The organism is Rhizobium sp. L9 (genome assembly GCF_002531885.1).
Taxonomy (GTDB): Bacteria; Pseudomonadota; Alphaproteobacteria; order Rhizobiales; family Rhizobiaceae; genus Rhizobium.
Window position 1 is genome coordinate 137,287 of sequence record NZ_NWSZ01000021.1, and the last position, 15,717, is coordinate 153,003.

At 61.9% G+C, this 15,717-nt stretch carries 13 protein-coding genes; 5 read left to right on the top strand and 8 right to left on the bottom strand.

Annotation, left to right across the window (positions count from 1 at the left end; all coding sequences use genetic code 11):
• Positions 1 to 19 precede the first annotated feature (19 nt).
• Positions 20 to 229 (bottom strand): SlyX family protein, encoded by a 210-nt coding sequence (locus CO660_RS21850; protein ID WP_064707860.1) that lies wholly within the window; start codon positions 227 to 229, stop codon positions 20 to 22.
• Between the two features lie 180 nt (positions 230 to 409).
• Between CO660_RS21850 and uxaC the strand changes: the two genes are divergently transcribed.
• Both uxaC and CO660_RS21860 read left to right on the top strand, forming a co-directional pair.
• Positions 410 to 1,825 (top strand): glucuronate isomerase, encoded by a 1,416-nt coding sequence (uxaC, locus tag CO660_RS21855; protein WP_097600471.1) that lies wholly within the window; start codon positions 410 to 412, stop codon positions 1,823 to 1,825.
• Positions 1,822 to 3,279: a mannitol dehydrogenase family protein gene (locus CO660_RS21860; RefSeq protein WP_097600472.1), complete on the top strand. Its 1,458-nt coding sequence runs from the start codon at positions 1,822 to 1,824 to the stop codon at positions 3,277 to 3,279. The genes uxaC and CO660_RS21860 overlap by 4 nt, the downstream gene beginning before the upstream one ends.
• 266 nt (positions 3,280 to 3,545) lie before the next feature.
• Here the strand turns inward: CO660_RS21860 and CO660_RS21870 are convergent, their stop codons facing one another.
• The 7 genes from CO660_RS21870 to CO660_RS21900 all read right to left on the bottom strand — a co-directional run bounded on the left by CO660_RS21870 (position 3,546) and on the right by CO660_RS21900 (position 12,319).
• On the bottom strand, positions 3,546 to 5,996 hold the full coding sequence (locus CO660_RS21870) for an FAD-dependent oxidoreductase (RefSeq protein ID WP_097600473.1): 2,451 nt from the start codon (positions 5,994 to 5,996) through the stop codon (positions 3,546 to 3,548).
• The gene (locus tag CO660_RS21875; RefSeq protein WP_097600474.1) at positions 5,997 to 6,872 is read right to left on the bottom strand and encodes a phosphotransferase; all 876 of its coding nucleotides are present in this window, start codon (positions 6,870 to 6,872) and stop codon (positions 5,997 to 5,999) included.
• 113 nt (positions 6,873 to 6,985) lie between these two features.
• Positions 6,986 to 8,062, bottom strand: coding sequence for a sn-glycerol-3-phosphate ABC transporter ATP-binding protein UgpC (ugpC, locus tag CO660_RS21880; RefSeq protein WP_097600475.1), 1,077 nt, complete (start codon positions 8,060 to 8,062; stop codon positions 6,986 to 6,988).
• A 27-nt stretch (positions 8,063 to 8,089) separates the two neighbouring features.
• Positions 8,090 to 9,187 carry a Gfo/Idh/MocA family oxidoreductase gene (locus tag CO660_RS21885; protein WP_176536343.1) on the bottom strand — a complete coding sequence of 366 codons (1,098 nt, stop codon included), beginning with the start codon at positions 9,185 to 9,187 and terminating at the stop codon, positions 8,090 to 8,092.
• The gene (locus tag CO660_RS21890; RefSeq protein WP_088396864.1) at positions 9,187 to 10,074 is read right to left on the bottom strand and encodes a carbohydrate ABC transporter permease; all 888 of its coding nucleotides are present in this window, start codon (positions 10,072 to 10,074) and stop codon (positions 9,187 to 9,189) included. Before CO660_RS21890 ends, CO660_RS21885 begins: the two co-directional genes overlap by 1 nt.
• On the bottom strand, positions 10,067 to 11,026 hold the full coding sequence (locus CO660_RS21895; RefSeq protein WP_176536344.1) for a sugar ABC transporter permease: 960 nt from the start codon (positions 11,024 to 11,026) through the stop codon (positions 10,067 to 10,069). Before CO660_RS21895 ends, CO660_RS21890 begins: the two co-directional genes overlap by 8 nt.
• 6 nt (positions 11,027 to 11,032) lie before the next feature.
• Positions 11,033 to 12,319, bottom strand: a complete 1,287-nt coding sequence (locus CO660_RS21900) for an extracellular solute-binding protein (RefSeq protein WP_085776485.1) — start codon at positions 12,317 to 12,319, stop codon at positions 11,033 to 11,035.
• Positions 12,320 to 12,581: 262 nt separating this feature from the next.
• Between CO660_RS21900 and CO660_RS21905 the strand changes: the two genes are divergently transcribed.
• The 3 genes from CO660_RS21905 to CO660_RS21915 all read left to right on the top strand — a co-directional run bounded on the left by CO660_RS21905 (position 12,582) and on the right by CO660_RS21915 (position 15,704).
• The gene (locus CO660_RS21905) at positions 12,582 to 13,259 is read left to right on the top strand and encodes a TetR/AcrR family transcriptional regulator (protein ID WP_097600476.1); all 678 of its coding nucleotides are present in this window, start codon (positions 12,582 to 12,584) and stop codon (positions 13,257 to 13,259) included.
• Between the two features lie 129 nt (positions 13,260 to 13,388).
• Positions 13,389 to 14,537: a Gfo/Idh/MocA family oxidoreductase gene (locus tag CO660_RS21910; RefSeq protein WP_097600477.1), complete on the top strand. Its 1,149-nt coding sequence runs from the start codon at positions 13,389 to 13,391 to the stop codon at positions 14,535 to 14,537.
• A gap of 3 nt (positions 14,538 to 14,540) precedes the next feature.
• Complete coding sequence (locus tag CO660_RS21915; protein WP_097600478.1) at positions 14,541 to 15,704, top strand: dihydrodipicolinate synthase family protein; 1,164 nt, start codon at positions 14,541 to 14,543, stop codon at positions 15,702 to 15,704.
• Positions 15,705 to 15,717: the final 13 nt, after the last annotated feature.

Genomic DNA, 15,717 nt, shown 5'->3' on the forward strand with positions numbered 1-15,717 from the left:
GCGCAATGCCGCCATGCCTTCAATAGTGCGGCGGCCGGGTAATCGCCGGGGCTTCCAGCGTCTGCTCCTCCAGCGACAGGAACCGTTCCGTCAGCCGGTCGAGCTTGGTGCGCATCTGCTCGACGATCTTCCATTGCTCGGCGAGTTGATCGGAAAGCTCTTCGATCGTCTTTGCCTGATAGGCCAGCATTTCCTCCAGCCGGGTGATGCGGTTGGTCTCGTCGGACATTGATCCTCCTTTGCCGGCACCGGCAGAACAGATGATTTTCCCAAAGCGGAAATAGGCCACCGCGTCAATGCTTTCGAGGGCGGGCGCGCCCACGCGCGAAACCGAACCGTTTGGTTACTAAAAGGCCTTGCCGTGCCTGATGTTGTGGGGTAGGCCCTAATCCATCAGGGAGGAATACTGATGGATGCAGGCGACGGCTTTCTTCATCCGGACCGGCTCTTTCCGGCCGACCCGGCGACACGGACGATCGCGCGAAACCTCTACGAGACGGTGCGCAATCTTCCGATCGTCAGCCCGCACGGGCACACCGAGCCATCCTGGTTCGCCGACGACAAGCCCTTCGAAGATGCGGCCTCGCTGCTGGTCATTCCCGATCATTATCTCTTCCGCATGCTGCACAGCGTCGGCGTTGCCCTGGACCAACTCGGCGTTCCCAGGCTCGACGGCAAGCCGGTGGCCGAGGGCCGTGCCATCTGGCGGACCTTTGCCAAGCATTACCATCTCTTCCGCGGAACGCCCTCGAGCCTCTGGGTGGACCACGCGATGTCAGCCGTTCTCGGCTGCACCGAGCCGCTGACGGCTGATAATGCCGACGCGCTCTACGATCACATCAATGCCCAGCTCGCCCTTCCCGAATTCCGCCCGCGGGCGCTGCATCAGCGATTCGGCATCGAAACGATCGCGACGACGGAAGGCGCGCTCGACCCGCTTGTCCATCACCAGAAAATGGCGGCGGAGGGCTGGATCGGCAAGGTGCGGACCACCTACCGGCCGGACAGCGTCACCGATCCTGATGCCGTCGGCTTCCGCGACAATCTCGTCAAATTCGGAGAGATCACCGGCGCCGATGTCACGCGCTGGGACGGCCTGATCGAGGCGCATCGGCGCCGGCGTGCCTCTTTCCGCCAGTTCGGCGCGACCGCGACCGATCACGGCGTACCCACGGCCTTCACGGCTGATCTGCCGCTTGCAGAAAAGCAGGCGCTGCTCGACAGGGCATTGAAGGGCCCGCTTTCGGCTGTTGATGCCGAGCTTTTCCGCGGCCAGATGATGACGGAGATGGCCGGTCTTTCGGCCGAGGACGGCATGGTGATGCAGATCCATGCCGGTTCGAGACGCAATACCGACAGCGGGCTCTTTACCACCCGTGGCCCCAACATGGGCGCCGACATTCCGACACGCACCGACTGGATCGGCGGCCTGAATGCGCTGCTTTCCAAGTATGGTCACGCGCCGGGCCTGCGTATCCTCCTTTTCACGCTCGACGAGACGACCTATGCCCGGGAGCTCGCGCCGATGGCCGGCCACTGGCCCTGCCTGATGATTGGCCCGCCCTGGTGGTTCCATGACAGCCCGCTCGGCATCCGCCGCTATCTCGACCAGGTGGTAGAGACAGCAGGTTTTGCCAATATGGCCGGGTTCAACGACGATACGCGCGCGCTGCTGTCGATCCCTGCCCGCCATGACGTCTGGCGCCGCGAGGTCTGCCGCTTCCTCGCCGGGCTCGTCGCCGAGCACCGGATTTCCGGGAAGGACGCCGAGTTCGTGGCGCGCGAACTCTCCTATGACAATGCGAAGAAGGCCTACAAGCTGTGAGCGACAGACTGCAGAACGTGACCGGCCTTGCGCCGACGGCGAAGCTTCCCGCCTATAACAGGAATGCACTGAAGGCCGGCATCCTGCATCTCGGCCCCGGCGCCTTCTTCCGCGCCCATTTCGCACCCTTCACGGATGCGGCGCTCGCAGCCGCAGGCGGCGACTGGGGTATCGAGGTGGCGAGCCTGCGCACGCCCGATGTCGCGGACAATCTCTCCGCCCAGAACGGCCTCTATACGATGCTGATCCGCGATACGTCGGGCACGACGGCCGAGGTGATCGGTTCGATCCTGAAGGCGCATGTGGGGCCGCGCGATCCGGCCGGGCTGCTGGCGCGGCTCGAGGATCCTGCCATCCGCATCGTCAGCATGACGGTGACGGAAAAGGCCTATGGTTTCGATCCCGCAACGGGCGGCCTCGACCTCAAACATCCCGATATCGTCGCCGACCTCGCCAACCGGCATGCGCCGCGCGGCGTTATCGGCTATCTCGTCGAAGGCCTCGCGCGCCGCCGGCAGAAGGGCATCGCGCCCTTCACGCCGCTCAGCTGCGACAATCTGCCGAGCAACGGCGCCGTGCTGAAGCGTCTCGTGCTCGAATTCACCTCCCGCATCGATACCGACCTGCACCGCTGGATCGAAGCGAATGTGCCCTTCCCCTCAACGATGGTCGACCGCATCACGCCCGCCAGCACCGAGGCGACCTATGCCGATGCCGAGCGGCTGACCGGCCGCACCGACTTGGCAGCGATCGAGACCGAGCCCTTTACGCAGTGGGTCATCGAAGACCATTTCGCCAATGGTCGTCCGGCCTGGGAAAAGGTACGCGGCGCACTGATGGTCGAGGAAGTCTCGGCGTACGAAAAAATGAAGCTCCGGATGCTGAACGGCGCCCATTCACTGCTTGCCTACCTCGGTTATATCGGTGGCTATGAATTCATCCGCGACGTGATGGACGATGCCGGTCTCGCCGCCCTTGCCTATCGCCATATGCATGCGGCGGCGCGTACCCTCGATGCGGTGCCCGGCATCAATCTCGATGACTACGCGAATGAATTGATAGCGCGCTTTGCAAATAAGGCGATTGCGCATCGCACCTATCAGATCGCCATGGACGGCACGCAAAAACTGCCGCAGCGGCTGCTGGAGCCGGCCTGCGAGGCGCTGGCCCATGGCGACCGTGCGGAGACCTATGCGGTCGCCGTCGCGGCATGGATGCGCTATGCGATCGGCGAGCGCGGCAATGGCGAGCGTTACGAGCTGCGCGATCCCCGTGCCGGCGAAATCGCCGCGCTCATTGCCGATGTGCCCCGCACCGGTCCGGCGATTTCGGCGGCGCTCTTCACCCTCCCCGGCCTTTTCCCGGCGGCTTTGACGGGCCATCGGGCGTGGACGCAGGATGTGTCGGATAAGCTGGAGATTCTAATCCAGGATGATCGGCTGCCTCTGTTTTAAGGCTTGGAGCCTTTCGGGAAAGAGAGGGTGTGCCGTGTGACACCCCCCTCTGCCCTGCCGGGCATCTCCCCCACAAGGAGGGAGATCGGCTGGGCGCGATGGCTTCCCCAACCACCTCAGGCCCAAACAACTCAAGCATTGTGGTTGTCGGTGCCCGTTTGAGAGGGAGCGATGGTCAAGCCTCTTGCCGATCTCCACCCTTGTGGGGGAGATGGCCGGCAGGCCAGAGGGGGGTGCCACACGATACACCCTCTCCTTGAGTCAGCTCAGCCCTTCACCCGCGCCATATCGGGATCGTAAAGCGGCGACAGCGACACTTTGCAGGGAATGCGCTCCCTGGCGACATCGAGCTCATAGGTGCCGGAGAGGACGAAATCCTCGGTCAGCCCCTCGGGATTGCGGACATAGCCGTAGCCGATCGCCTTCCCAAACGTATAACCGAAGCCGCCGCTCGAGAGCCAGCCGACACGCTTGCCGTCGCGATAGATGGTTTCGCGGCCGAGCAGCACTGTATTGGGATCGTCGGGAACGAAGCAGCCAAGGCGCTTTTTCACGCCGTCCTTCAGCTGCCGCTCGATCGCCCCGCGACCGCGGAAGGGGATGTTCTTGCGGATCTTCACCGCCCAGCCGAGGCCGGCTTCGACAGGCGTGTGATCGGGGCCGATATCGGATCCCCAGGCGCGATACCCCTTTTCCAGACGGCAGCTCTCGATGGCGCGATAGCCGGCATTGATCAGGCCGAATTCGCCGCCTGATGCCATCAGCACGTCATAGACTGTGGTGGCATATTCGACTGGGACATGCAGCTCGTAGCCGAGTTCGCCGACATAGGTAATGCGCAGCGCGCGCACCGGGCAGCCCGATATGCCGATGGTCCTGACCTGGCCGAAGGGGAAGGCCGCATTGGAGACATCGGCGCCGGTCACGTTTTCGAGCACCGCTCGCGCATTCGGCCCCATCAGCGACAGAACGGAATAGGCTGACGTGACGTCGACAAGTTCGGCATGCATCTCGTCCGGAATATTGCGTGCGATCCAATCGAAGTCGTGGGTGGCGAAACCCGTGCCGGTGACGATGTAATATTCGTTCTCGGCGATACGGGCGACGGTCAGATCGCATTCGATGCCACCCCTGTCGTTCAGCATCTGGGTGTAGACGAGCGATCCCACAGGCTTTGCGACATCGTTGGAAGCGATCCAGGAGAGTGCTGCCTCGGCATCCCTGCCCTTCAGCACGAATTTGGCAAAGGAGGTCTGGTCGAAGATGACCGCCGCTTCGCGCACCGCCTTATGCTCGCGGCCGACGGCCTCGAACCAGTTCTGACGGCCATAGCTGTACATATCCCGTGGCTCTTCATTGGCGAAGAGATCGGCAAACCAGTTCGGCCGCTCCCAGCCGAGCTTCTCGCCGAAACAGGCGCCCTGTGCCTTCAGCCGGTCATAGAGCGGCGATTTGCGGCAGGGGCGGCCGCTCGAATGCTCCTCGAACGGCCAGGCCATGGTGTAGTGTTTGCCATAGGCTTCGAGCGTGCGGGTGCGCACCCAGTCGGTATCGAAATGCGGGCGTCCAAAGCGGCGGATGTCGACCGGCCAGAGATCATAGGGCGGTTCGCCCTTCGTCACCCATTCGGCCAGCGCCATGCCGGCGCCGCCGGCAGACGCGATGCCGAAGGCGTTGAAGCCGGCGCCGACGAAGAAATTCTTCAGTTCCGGCGCCTCGCCGAGAATGAAGTTGCCGTCGGGCGTGAAGCTTTCCGGGCCATTCAAGAGCTGCTTGACGCCGACATTCTCCAGCGCCGGAACACGGCCGAGCGCCTGCTCCATGATCTGCTCGAAATGCTCAAAATTGCTGTCCAGCAGCGTGTAGTGGAAACCCTCGGGGATCCCATCTTTCGCCCAGGCAATCGGGTTCGGCTCATAGCCGCCCATAACGATGCCACCGACCTCCTCCTTGTAATAGGTCAGGCGATCGGTATCACGCAGCGTCGGCAGGTTAGAAGGCACACCGAAGGATTCGGTGATGATATATTGGTGCTCGACGGAGACCAGCGGCACGTTGACGCCGAAGCGGGCGGCGAAGGCGCGTGTCCATTGACCGGCACAGACGACGACCCGCTCGCATTCGATGCGCCCCTCAGCGGTGATGACTGCACGGATCTTTCCCTTGTCGATGTCGAGGTCGAGAACCTCGGTATCCTCGAAAATCGAGACGCCTGATATACGGGCGCCTTTGGCCAACGCCTGGGTGATGTCGGAGGGGTTGGCCTGACCGTCGGTTGGTAGAAAGGCGGCGCCGACGAGATCGTCAATCGTCATCAGCGGCCAGAGATCGAAGGCTTCTTGCGGCGTCAGCAACTGCATGTCGAGGCCGAAGGACTGCGCAGTGGTCGCCTGGCGCCTAACCTCCGTCCAGCGCTCCTCATTGCAGGCAAGCCGCAGGCCGCCATTCATCTTCCAGCCGGTGCCGAGGCCGGTTTCCGCCTCCAGCCGCTTGTAGAGATCGACGGAGTAACCGAGCAACTGGGTGATGTTGGCGCTCGTGCGCAGCTGGCCGACGAGACCGGCAGCATGAAAGGTGGTGCCGGAGGTGAGCTTCTTGCGTTCGAGCAGGACGGTATCCGTCCAGCCGAGCTTGCCGAGATGATAAGCTGTCGAGCAGCCGATGATGCCGCCGCCGATGACCACGGCCTTTGCCGTCTTCGGTAATTGTCTCGTCATTTATTGATCCCGTTCAAAGGCTTGGTAGGCGCGCTCGAAACGAGCGAGATTCTCGGCCGTATAGGCGGCATAGTCGAAATCGATCGTGGAATGGATTTCCGAAATCATGCTCCAGAACGTCTCGCGGAGCAGCGAGGCGCATTTCATCGCGGCGTATCGTCTGATCAGCTCATCGGCTGGCGGCCGGTCGAAATAAATTTCCAGCATCAGCCGCTCGGCCGATTCCGGCAGTTCGTTGTTGGAGGCCAATCCACCTAGATCGAAAAGCGGCGTGTTGAAGCCCGCATAATCCCAGTCGATCAGCCAAAGCCGCTTGCCGTCATCGAGAAAATTGGCTGCCAGCAGATCATTGTGGCCGAAGGCGATATCGAACGGCCCTGCCGCTTCTTCCAGTGTCTCGGCGTTGGTGACGAGTTTCGCAAGCAAGGGAAGGTAGGCGCTGCCTGCCGCTTTCAGGTTGGCGGCATAATCGCGGATGACGTGGAAGACCCAGAAGATCATCGCCGGGCCGCGGAAATGCCGGGCGATATCGTGGTGACAGGCACGCACCAGCGGGACCACCCGGGCAAGCATGCCAGGCGCCCTGATATCCTCCGGCAAGAGCGCCCTCGCCTCGATATATTCGAGCACCAGCACGCCAGGAGAATGGTGAATGACGGCAGGCGACAGGCCGGCGGCATGTGCGGCGCGGCTGGCGGCAAGCTCGTTCTGGCGGCTGATGTGATGGATCGGAATGTCGGTGCCCAATCTCACCACGCAACGCGCGACGGCATCGCTGACCAGAAAGTTCCTGTTGGTGATGCCGCCTGCTATCGGCGATATTTCGATCGAGCCCTGCCAGATGCCAAGCGCATGAATCCTATCCTCAGGCGTCATGCTCACCCCTCCTTGCGGCCCCTTCCGAAATGATGGGACAGAGCAGGATCGGCTGTCAAGGAGCGGCGGCAGCGCCACGCATCCTTCCGGACTCGCGGGAGCGCTCCCGAGAGTCAGATCGTTTTACCGGCGGCGTCGAATACGTGGCAGCGGGCGGGATCGAAGAAGGTCTTCACATTGGCGCCCCGCTCGACCTTCTGCTGGCCGTCAAGGGCGATCGTCAAGAGCTGCCCATCCGGCGTCGTGGTGTAGAGCATGGTGGCGCCGCCAAGATTTTCGACGAGATCGACATTGACGGTCGAGAGCGTGATCGCACCCTCTGCAAGCGAAAGATGTTCGGGACGAATGCCGAAGGTGACCTCCTGACCGGCCTCGCCTTTCAGCCGGCGCGGCAGGCGGACGGAGTTGCCGCAGACGTGAATGCTGGTTTCGGCCTCGCCGACCTTTTCGATGCGGGCCCTGAGGAAATTCATCTTCGGGCTGCCGATGAATCCTGCGACGAAGCGGTTGGCCGGGTTGTTGTAGAGATCGAGCGGCGCGCCGACCTGCTCGATGCGGCCTGAATTCAACACGACGATCTTGTCTGCCATGGTCATGGCTTCGACCTGGTCATGCGTGACGTAGATCATGGTGTTGCCGAGCTGCCGGTGCAGGCGGGAGATCTCGACACGCATCTGCACGCGCAGTTCGGCATCGAGGTTGGACAGCGGTTCGTCGAACAGGAAGATGCGTGGCTCGCGCACGATGGCGCGGCCGATCGCCACGCGCTGGCGCTGGCCGCCGGAGAGCGCTTTCGGCTTCCGCTCAAGGAGCTTCTCGATCTGCAGGATCTCGGCGGCGCGCTTTACTTTCGGCTGGATCTCGGCCTTCTTGTACCCCGCCGTCTCCAGACCGAAGGCGAGGTTCTTGTAAACGGACATATGCGGATAGAGCGCGTAGGACTGGAAGACCATGGCGATGCCGCGCTTGGCCGGCGCCACCTCGTTCATGCGCTCGCTGTCGAGCAGCAGCGCGCCGCCCGAGATCTCCTCGAGGCCGGCGATCATCCGCAGAAGGGTGGATTTGCCGCAGCCCGAGGGGCCGACGAAAACGACGAATTCGCCGGGATCGATCGTCAGGTCGATGCCATGGATCACATCCATTGCGCCGTAGCGCTTCTCGACCTTCTGAAGAACGACACTGGTTGCCATCTTCTCAAAACCCCTCTCTTTTGCAGGTTACTTCGTTCTTGCGCGCCAATCGGCGTATTTCGGACTGTCGGGACCGACCGGCAGCGGCACTTCGGCGCCGCTGTCGGAAGACTGGTAGATGGCGGTGACGAGTTCGAGCGCACGGCGCGCATCCTTCGTAGTCACCGGCAGGGGTCCAGTGCCGCTGAGGAAGGCGTGGAACTGACCCATCTGGGTGGTGAAGCGCGGCGCAACGGGCTGCCAGTCGCCGACCACGCGATCGATCTTTTCCTGAACGTCGTCATTGGCGGCGATGATCTTCCAGGGATCCTTGCCCGGCGTATAGGGTTCGTGCGTGCTTTCGAAGGTGACATTCTCGAAATGCAGTCTCAGCCGGCTGATCTGTTCCTGCGAGCCGAGCGTGCAGGACAGCGAGACGAAGGCGCCGTTTTCCATCAGCAGGCTGGCGGAGGCACAATCCTCGACCTCGATATCATTGACGCGGGTGGCGACGCGGCCGAAGACCCTTGCCGCTGGACCCATCAGATGCATCAGCATGTCGTGCAGGTGCAGGGCATGGGTGACGAGCACGCCGCCGAGTTCGGTCGCCCATTTGCCGCGCCAGGGCACGGCGTAATATTCGGGCTTGCGCAGCCAGAAGGTTTCCACGGAAGCCGTATAGGGCTTGCCGGCAATGCCGGCATCGATGATCCGTTTGGCCTTCTGGATGCCGTCGCCGTAGCGGTACTGGAAGATCGGCATCAGCACGCCTTTGGCGGTCTTTTCCGCTTCCATGATCGTATCGACGCCGGCTAGCGAGCCCGTCAGCGGCTTTTCGCAGATGACATGCTTGCCGGCACCGAGAGCGGCGACCACCTGCTCCAGATGAATGCCGGGAGGGGTGCAGATATCGATGATGTCGATCGTTTCGTCGGCCAGCAACGTCTCGAAAGAGGTGGTGCGGCGTTCGATGCCGAACTCGTCGCCGACGGCAGCCATGCGTTCTTCGTTCAGATCGCAGATCGCCGCCACCTTGAACTTATCGGAATGCGGCAGATAGCCTTCGACGATATGCGAACGGCCAATGCCGCAGCCGACGATCGCGACGGTCTTGATGCTCATGTCACTCTTTTCCATTGCCGCCATCAGCGTTTCATGCCGGTCGTGGCGATGCCTTCGATCAGCAGGCGCTGGAAGAACAGGAAGAAGAAGAACACCGGCACCAGCGTCAGGGTCGACATGGCGAAGAGACCACCCCAATCCGAAGCGCTGGTGGAATCCACGAAGGTGCGCAGACCGAGCTGGATCGTGTAGGTGTTCATGTCGTTCAGGTAGATCAGAGGTCCGAAGAAATCGTCCCAGGTCCAGATGAAGGAGAAGATGGCGGCCGTTGCCAGCACCGGCAGCGACAGCGGCAGCATGATCTTCCAATAGATCCGCCAGGCGCTGCAGCCGTCCATCATCGCTGCCTCGTCGAGTTCGCGTGGGATGCCGCGGAAGAACTGCACCATCAGGAAGATGAAGAAGGCGTCACTTGCCAGGAACTTCGGCACGACGAGCGGCAGGATGGTGTTGACCCAGCCAAGGTTGAGGAACAGCACATATTGCGGAATCAGCGTCACGTGATAGGGGATCATCAGCGTGCCGAGCATGATCGCGAACCAGAAGTTCCGGCCGGCAAAACGTAATCTGGCAAAGGCGAAGGCCGTCAGCGAGCAGGCGATGACATTGCCCGTCACGACCAGCAGCGAGATGACGAGCGAATTCCAGAAGAATCGGCCGAAGCTGACGTCGAGGCCGACCCACCCGCGCGCATAAGACGAAAAATCGATCGACGACGGAATGAGCGAAGTCGACGAGAATATCTCGGTTTCCGGCCTGACCGAAGCCGAAACCATCCACAGCAACGGATAGACCATGAGCAGCGAAGCGGCGATCAGCAGGGCGTGGACAATGAGCGACCCGGGCAGGCTGCGTTTGGTGATATCGGATGGCGGCCTGGCCGCAGTCACGGAAGCGGTCATCTCAGTCATCGTAGTGCACCCAATAACGCGAGCTCAGGAAGGAGAAGGCGGTGAAGATCGCGATGATAACTACCAGGATCCAGGCAAGGGCCGAGGCATAGCCCATGCGGAAATTGCCGAAGGCCTCCTGGTAGAGGTAGAGCGTGTAGAACAGTGTCGAGTTGATCGGGCCGCCGGTGCCGCCCGATATGATGAAGGCGGGCGTGAAGGCCTTGAAGGCTTCGATCGTCTGCACGACAGCGTTGAAGAAGATCACCGGCGTCAGAAGCGGCAGCGTGATCTTGTAGAACTGCCGGAATTTCGAGGCGCCGTCGAGGCTGGCCGCCTCATACATGTCTTGCGGGATCTGGCGCAGGCCGGCGAGAAAGATGATCATCGGCGAACCGAACTGCCAGACGGACAACGCGACCAGCGTATAGATCGAATAGTTCGGATGCGAGATCCAGCTCGGCCCTTCGATGCCAATCTGGGCGAGGGCGGCGTTGACGAGGCCGTCGCTGGCGAAAAGCTGGCGCCAGAGCACGGCGATCGCGACGCTGCCGCCGAGCAGCGACGGCAGATAGAAGATGGCACGGTAGATAGGCAGACCGCGCAGGCCGCGGTTCAGAGCCATGGCGACCAGCAAGGCAAAGGTGAGCTTGAACGGCACCGAAAAGACGACATAGGTCAGAGTGACGTGCATGGCGGCCGAGAATTTCGGATCCGCCGTGGCGATGCGCACGTAATTCGCCATTCCCACCCACCGCGGCGACTGCAGCATGTCGAAATCGGTGAAGGAGAGGTAGAGCGAAATCAGGGCCGGCCCGAGCGTCAGCCCGAAAAAGCCGATGAGCCACGGAAGGAGGAAGAGATAGCCGGGAGCATTGGCATTCCAAAGACGCCTGAATCGTCCTTCGGCCACGGCCCCCTGATATCTTTCCACTGATATGGCCCCTGCGGGCGTGCGCATCGCATTGCTCATACGGGATCAGCCTCGTGCGAGAATCTGCGTAATTTCAGTGACAAGCTGCTTGCCGCCGTCGGAGGGAGAGAGCTGTCCGAAACCGACCTGTTCGGCAATGTTGCGCAGCATCAACTCGCCTTCGCCGGCACCGGCCGGGGGCGGCGGCGGCAATTTGCCGGCGAGATCGCCAAGGCCGCTGACATAGGCCAAGGCAACCTTGCCGTTGTCATCGAGCTTCGCCGCGACGACCTCGCGCATGGCGGCCGATTCCGGAATGCCGCGCTCGACATCCAGTAGCAGCACAGCCTCGGGGTTCTTGACGAAGAAGTTGATGTAATCAACCGCCTGATCGATCGACTTCGACTGCGCCGAGACCGAGAAGAACATCGAAGGCTTGCGATAATGGCCGCCCTTCGAATCCGGCTTGATGCGCATGTAGTTGGTGAGCGCCAGCTTGTCCTTGTTCATGGCCTGATAGGCGACGAACTGGTTGGAATGGGCAAAACCGGCGGCAGCCTTGCCGAGCGACACCGTGTTGGTTTCGATATCATTCTTGTCGAGAGCCTGGATATCGGCAGGTACGCAGGCGCCGGCCGCACGGAACTTGGCCCACATGTCGTACCATTCCGATGCGTCGTCCACGTCGAAGGCGATCTTGCCGTCGGCGGTATAGAGCGCCTTGCCGCGCTGGCGCAGCCAGTTTTCGAACAGCGGTTCACCGCCGCTGCCGTCGGCGAGGCCGAACATGCCCTTGCGTTTGCCCGCCTTCGTAATTTCCGCACCCATGCGGGCGAATTCATCCCAGGTGGTTGCCTGCGTCGGCAGATCGACGCCGGCTTCTTTGAAGGCCGTTGTGTTCAGCACCGTTGCAGCCGAATTGGCGCCCAGGCTGACGCCATAGAGATGGCCGTCGACGCTGCCGCCTTCGATCTGCGCCTTGTCGAAATCGTCGAGATTGAGCTTGGCCGGCATGTAGGATTCAAGCGGCGCGAGCGCGCCGCGCCGGGCGTATTGAACGATGTAGCGATAGTCCATCTGAATGACGTCGGGCGCATTGCGGCCGGCAACCTGGGTCGCCAGACGCGGCCAGTAATCGCCCCAGCCAAGGAATTCGCCGGTAATCGAGGTGCCCGGATTCTTCGATTGATAGAGCTGCGACACCTTGTTGGTGCGGTCGGCGCGAGGCTGCGAGCCCCACCATAGGAGACGCAAGCGCGTTTCCTGTGCCAAGGCGCTGGTTCCGAGCGCCGAGAGCGACAGAAGCGCTGCGCTTCCTGCAACGAAATTACGTCTGCTAACACGTAGAGTCATGTTTTCCTCCTCCAAAGGGAAGCGCCTCCACACGCTTCCAATTTAGTTTTGCTTGCGCAAATAACTAATTGGTTACAAGCTACGAGCAAAGCGGCAAGCCTGTCAAGCGGTGTCGGTCAGAGCATGATGCCGAAAGCGCTAGAGGTCACGGCGACATCATGCTTTCAGCATTCCGATCCAGCGGGCCGCCCTTCCAAATTCGGTTTTTACAATTTCGAACCGAAGGCTTATGAGCACAACACGTGAAGACAGGGGTGGAGCGATGAACGACAGCGGGGGAAACAGGGACAAGAAACAGACGCGGCGACCGTCCACGGAGCGGACGGCGCAACGCGATCCGGAGCGGACGCGCGCCGCGATCCTTGAAGCGGCAACCCGGGAATTTGCCGAAAACGGCATGGGCGGAGCCCGTGTCGACGCCATCGCCGAACGCGCCGGCACCAACAAACGCATGCTCTACCATTATTTCGGCGACAAGGAGCAGCTCTACCTCAAGGTGCTCGAAGAGGCCTATGTCGGCATCCGCACGGCCGAGCGCGCGCTGCATATCGGCGACCGCAGCCCCGAAGAAGGGATCGGCGAACTCGCGCTCTTCACCTGGCGTTATTTCCTCCAGCACCCGGAATTCCTGAGCCTGCTCGGCACCGAAAACCTGCACCGCGCCCGGTGGCTGCGCCAATCCGTCCGGCTCAAGGAGCTGCATTCGCATCTGATCGGCGAGCTTTCCCAAGTGCTCGAGAAGGGAAAGAAACAAGGCGTCTTCATCGAGACCGCCGATCCCCTGCACGTCTATCTGACGATTGCCTCGCTGGGTTATTTCTACCTTTCCAACCAGTACACGCTTTCGACGATCTTCGGCCGCGACCTGATCGAGCCAGCCAATCTCAGTGCCTGGGAGAGGCATATCGTCCATGTCACCCTTGCCTCGATCCGGCGCTGATACCGAAAGCAGGATTTGACTATTGACAGGCTCGCCGCTCTTCTGCCATCAAGTAACCGTTTAGTTACCGGCTTGGGAGAGCCGGGCAGGACGCCCGCTCCCGCCGCAAAAGATTGCAGGGAGGAAAACATGGCACGCTTGGGGATCATCTTGCACGGCGTCACCGGCCGCATGGGTTACAACCAGCACTTGGTGCGCTCAATCCTGGCCTTCCGCGACCAGGGCGGCATCACGCTGAAATCGGGCGAGAAACTCGAGATCGACCCGATCATCGTCGGCCGCAACAGCGCCAAGATGGAAGAGCTGGCGAAGAAGCATAACATCAAACGCTGGTCGATCGATCTTGATGCTGCGCTCGCCAATTCCGACGACACGATTTTCTTCGATGCCGGCACGACGCTGATGCGCGCCGAGCTTCTGTCCAAGGCTCTCGACGCCGGCAAGCACGTCTATTGCGAAAAGCCGATTTCCGACGATCTGCAGGTGGCGATCGAGCTCGCCCGCAAGGCACGGCGCTCCGGCCTCAAGCACGGCGTCGTGCAGGACAAGCTTTTCCTGCCGGGCCTGCGCAAACTTGCGCTGCTGAAGGATTCCGGATTCTTCGGCAAGATCCTCTCCGTGCGCGGCGAATTCGGCTACTGGGTTTTTGAAGGCGATTGGGGCGTGCCCGCCCAGCGTCCCTCCTGGAACTATCGCAAGGGCGACGGCGGCGGCATCATCCTCGACATGCTCTGCCACTGGCGCTACGTGCTCGACAACCTGTTCGGCGAAGTAAAGGCTGTCTCCTGCCTCGGCGCCACCCATATTCCCCGGCGCATCGACGAGCAGGGCAGGCCCTATGATTGCGACACGGACGATGCCGCCTATGCGACTTTCGAACTGGAGGGCGGAGCGATCGCGCAGATCAACTCCTCCTGGGCGGTTCGTGTCCGCCGCGACGACCTCGTCACCTTCCAGGTCGACGGCACCCATGGTTCGGCCGTCGCCGGCCTGACGAAATGCTGGAGCCAGCATCGCGTCAACACGCCGAAGCCGGTCTGGAATCCGGACCAGCCGCAGACGATCGATTTCTACAGGACCTGGGACGAGGTTCCGGACACACAGGCCTTCGACAACGGCTTCAAGGCGCAGTGGGAAATGTTCATTCGCCATGTCGTCGAAGATGCGCCGTGGCCCTATGGCTTGGAAGCCGGCGCCAAGGGCGTGCAGCTCGCCGAGCTCGGGCTGAAATCCTGGGCCGAGCGCCGCTGGCTCGATGTTCCCGCACTGGAGTTCTGAGCCGTGACGACGATCAATCTCCCCCTCGACGGCAAGATCGTTCCCTACACACTGACCGGCACGCCGATCGAACTGAAGAAGCGCGACGCCAAGAGTTTTCCGCGCATCGCCTTTGCCGCCGCCCATGTGGTCGCCGATCCGTTCACCGACAATGATCCGTGGCTGACCCCAGCAATCGACTGGGAGCGGACACTCGCCTTCCGCCACCGGCTCTGGGATCTCGGTCTCGGCGTCGCCGAAGCGATGGATACGGCCCAGCGCGGCATGGGCCTCGGCTGGCCGGAGGCGCGCGACCTGATCCGCCGGGCGCTTGGCGAAGCGGCCGGCCGCAAGGACGCCCTGATTGCCTGCGGTGCCGGCACCGACCACCTGTCGCCGGGTCCCGACGTGACCGTCGACACGATCATCAAGGCCTATGAAGAGCAGATCGAAACGGTGGAGGCGGCCGGCGGACGCATCATCCTGATGGCGAGCCGGGCGCTTGCCGTCGCGGCAAAAGGGCCGGACGACTACATCAGGGTCTATGACCGCATCCTCCGCCAGGTCAGGGAACCGGTCATCATCCACTGGCTGGGCGAAATGTTCGACCCGGCGCTCGAGGGATACTGGGGCAACGGCGATCACCTGAAGGCGATGGAAACCTGCCTTGGCGTGATCGAAGCCAATGCCGCCAAGGTCGACGGCATCAAGATCTCGCTGCTTTCCAAGGAGAAGGAAGTGACCATGCGCCGGCAATTGCCGAAAGCGGTGCACATGTATACCGGCGACGACTTCAACTATGCCGAACTGATCGCCGGCGACGAAGCGGGCTATTCGGACGCGCTGCTCGGCATCTTCGACGCGATTGCGCCGGCGGCTTCGGCCGCTCTCGACGCGCTCGGCCGCAAGAGCAATCACGAGTTCTTCGATCTGCTCGAGCCGACCGTGCCGCTATCGCGCCACATCTTCAAGGCGCCGACCCGCTTCTACAAGACCGGTGTCGTCTTCCTCGCCTATCTCAACGGGTTGCAGGATCATTTCACGATGGTTGGCGGCCAGCAGAGCACGCGTTCGCTGACGCATTTGGCTGAACTTTTCCGCCTAGCCGACAAGGCCCGCGTTCTTGCCGATCCGGAACTCGCGACTGATCGCATGAAACAGGTGCTTGCCGTCCACGGCGTTCACTGAGTGCCGGTGCGGC

Coding starts and splice junctions, on each gene's coding strand:
- CO660_RS21910 (WP_097600477.1), top strand. CDS start 13,389: ATGGCACGCTTGGGGATCATCTTGCACGGCGTCACCGGCCGCATGGGT.
- CO660_RS21875 (WP_097600474.1), bottom strand. CDS start 6,872: ATGACGCCTGAGGATAGGATTCATGCGCTTGGCATCTGGCAGGGCTCG.
- uxaC (WP_097600471.1), top strand. CDS start 410: ATGGATGCAGGCGACGGCTTTCTTCATCCGGACCGGCTCTTTCCGGCC.
- CO660_RS21900 (WP_085776485.1), bottom strand. CDS start 12,319: ATGACTCTACGTGTTAGCAGACGTAATTTCGTTGCAGGAAGCGCAGCG.
- CO660_RS21895 (WP_176536344.1), bottom strand. CDS start 11,026: ATGAGCAATGCGATGCGCACGCCCGCAGGGGCCATATCAGTGGAAAGA.
- CO660_RS21885 (WP_176536343.1), bottom strand. CDS start 9,187: ATGGCGGCAATGGAAAAGAGTGACATGAGCATCAAGACCGTCGCGATC.
- ugpC (WP_097600475.1), bottom strand. CDS start 8,062: ATGGCAACCAGTGTCGTTCTTCAGAAGGTCGAGAAGCGCTACGGCGCA.
- CO660_RS21905 (WP_097600476.1), top strand. CDS start 12,582: ATGAACGACAGCGGGGGAAACAGGGACAAGAAACAGACGCGGCGACCG.
- CO660_RS21850 (WP_064707860.1), bottom strand. CDS start 229: ATGTCCGACGAGACCAACCGCATCACCCGGCTGGAGGAAATGCTGGCC.
- CO660_RS21870 (WP_097600473.1), bottom strand. CDS start 5,996: ATGACGAGACAATTACCGAAGACGGCAAAGGCCGTGGTCATCGGCGGC.
- CO660_RS21890 (WP_088396864.1), bottom strand. CDS start 10,074: ATGACTGAGATGACCGCTTCCGTGACTGCGGCCAGGCCGCCATCCGAT.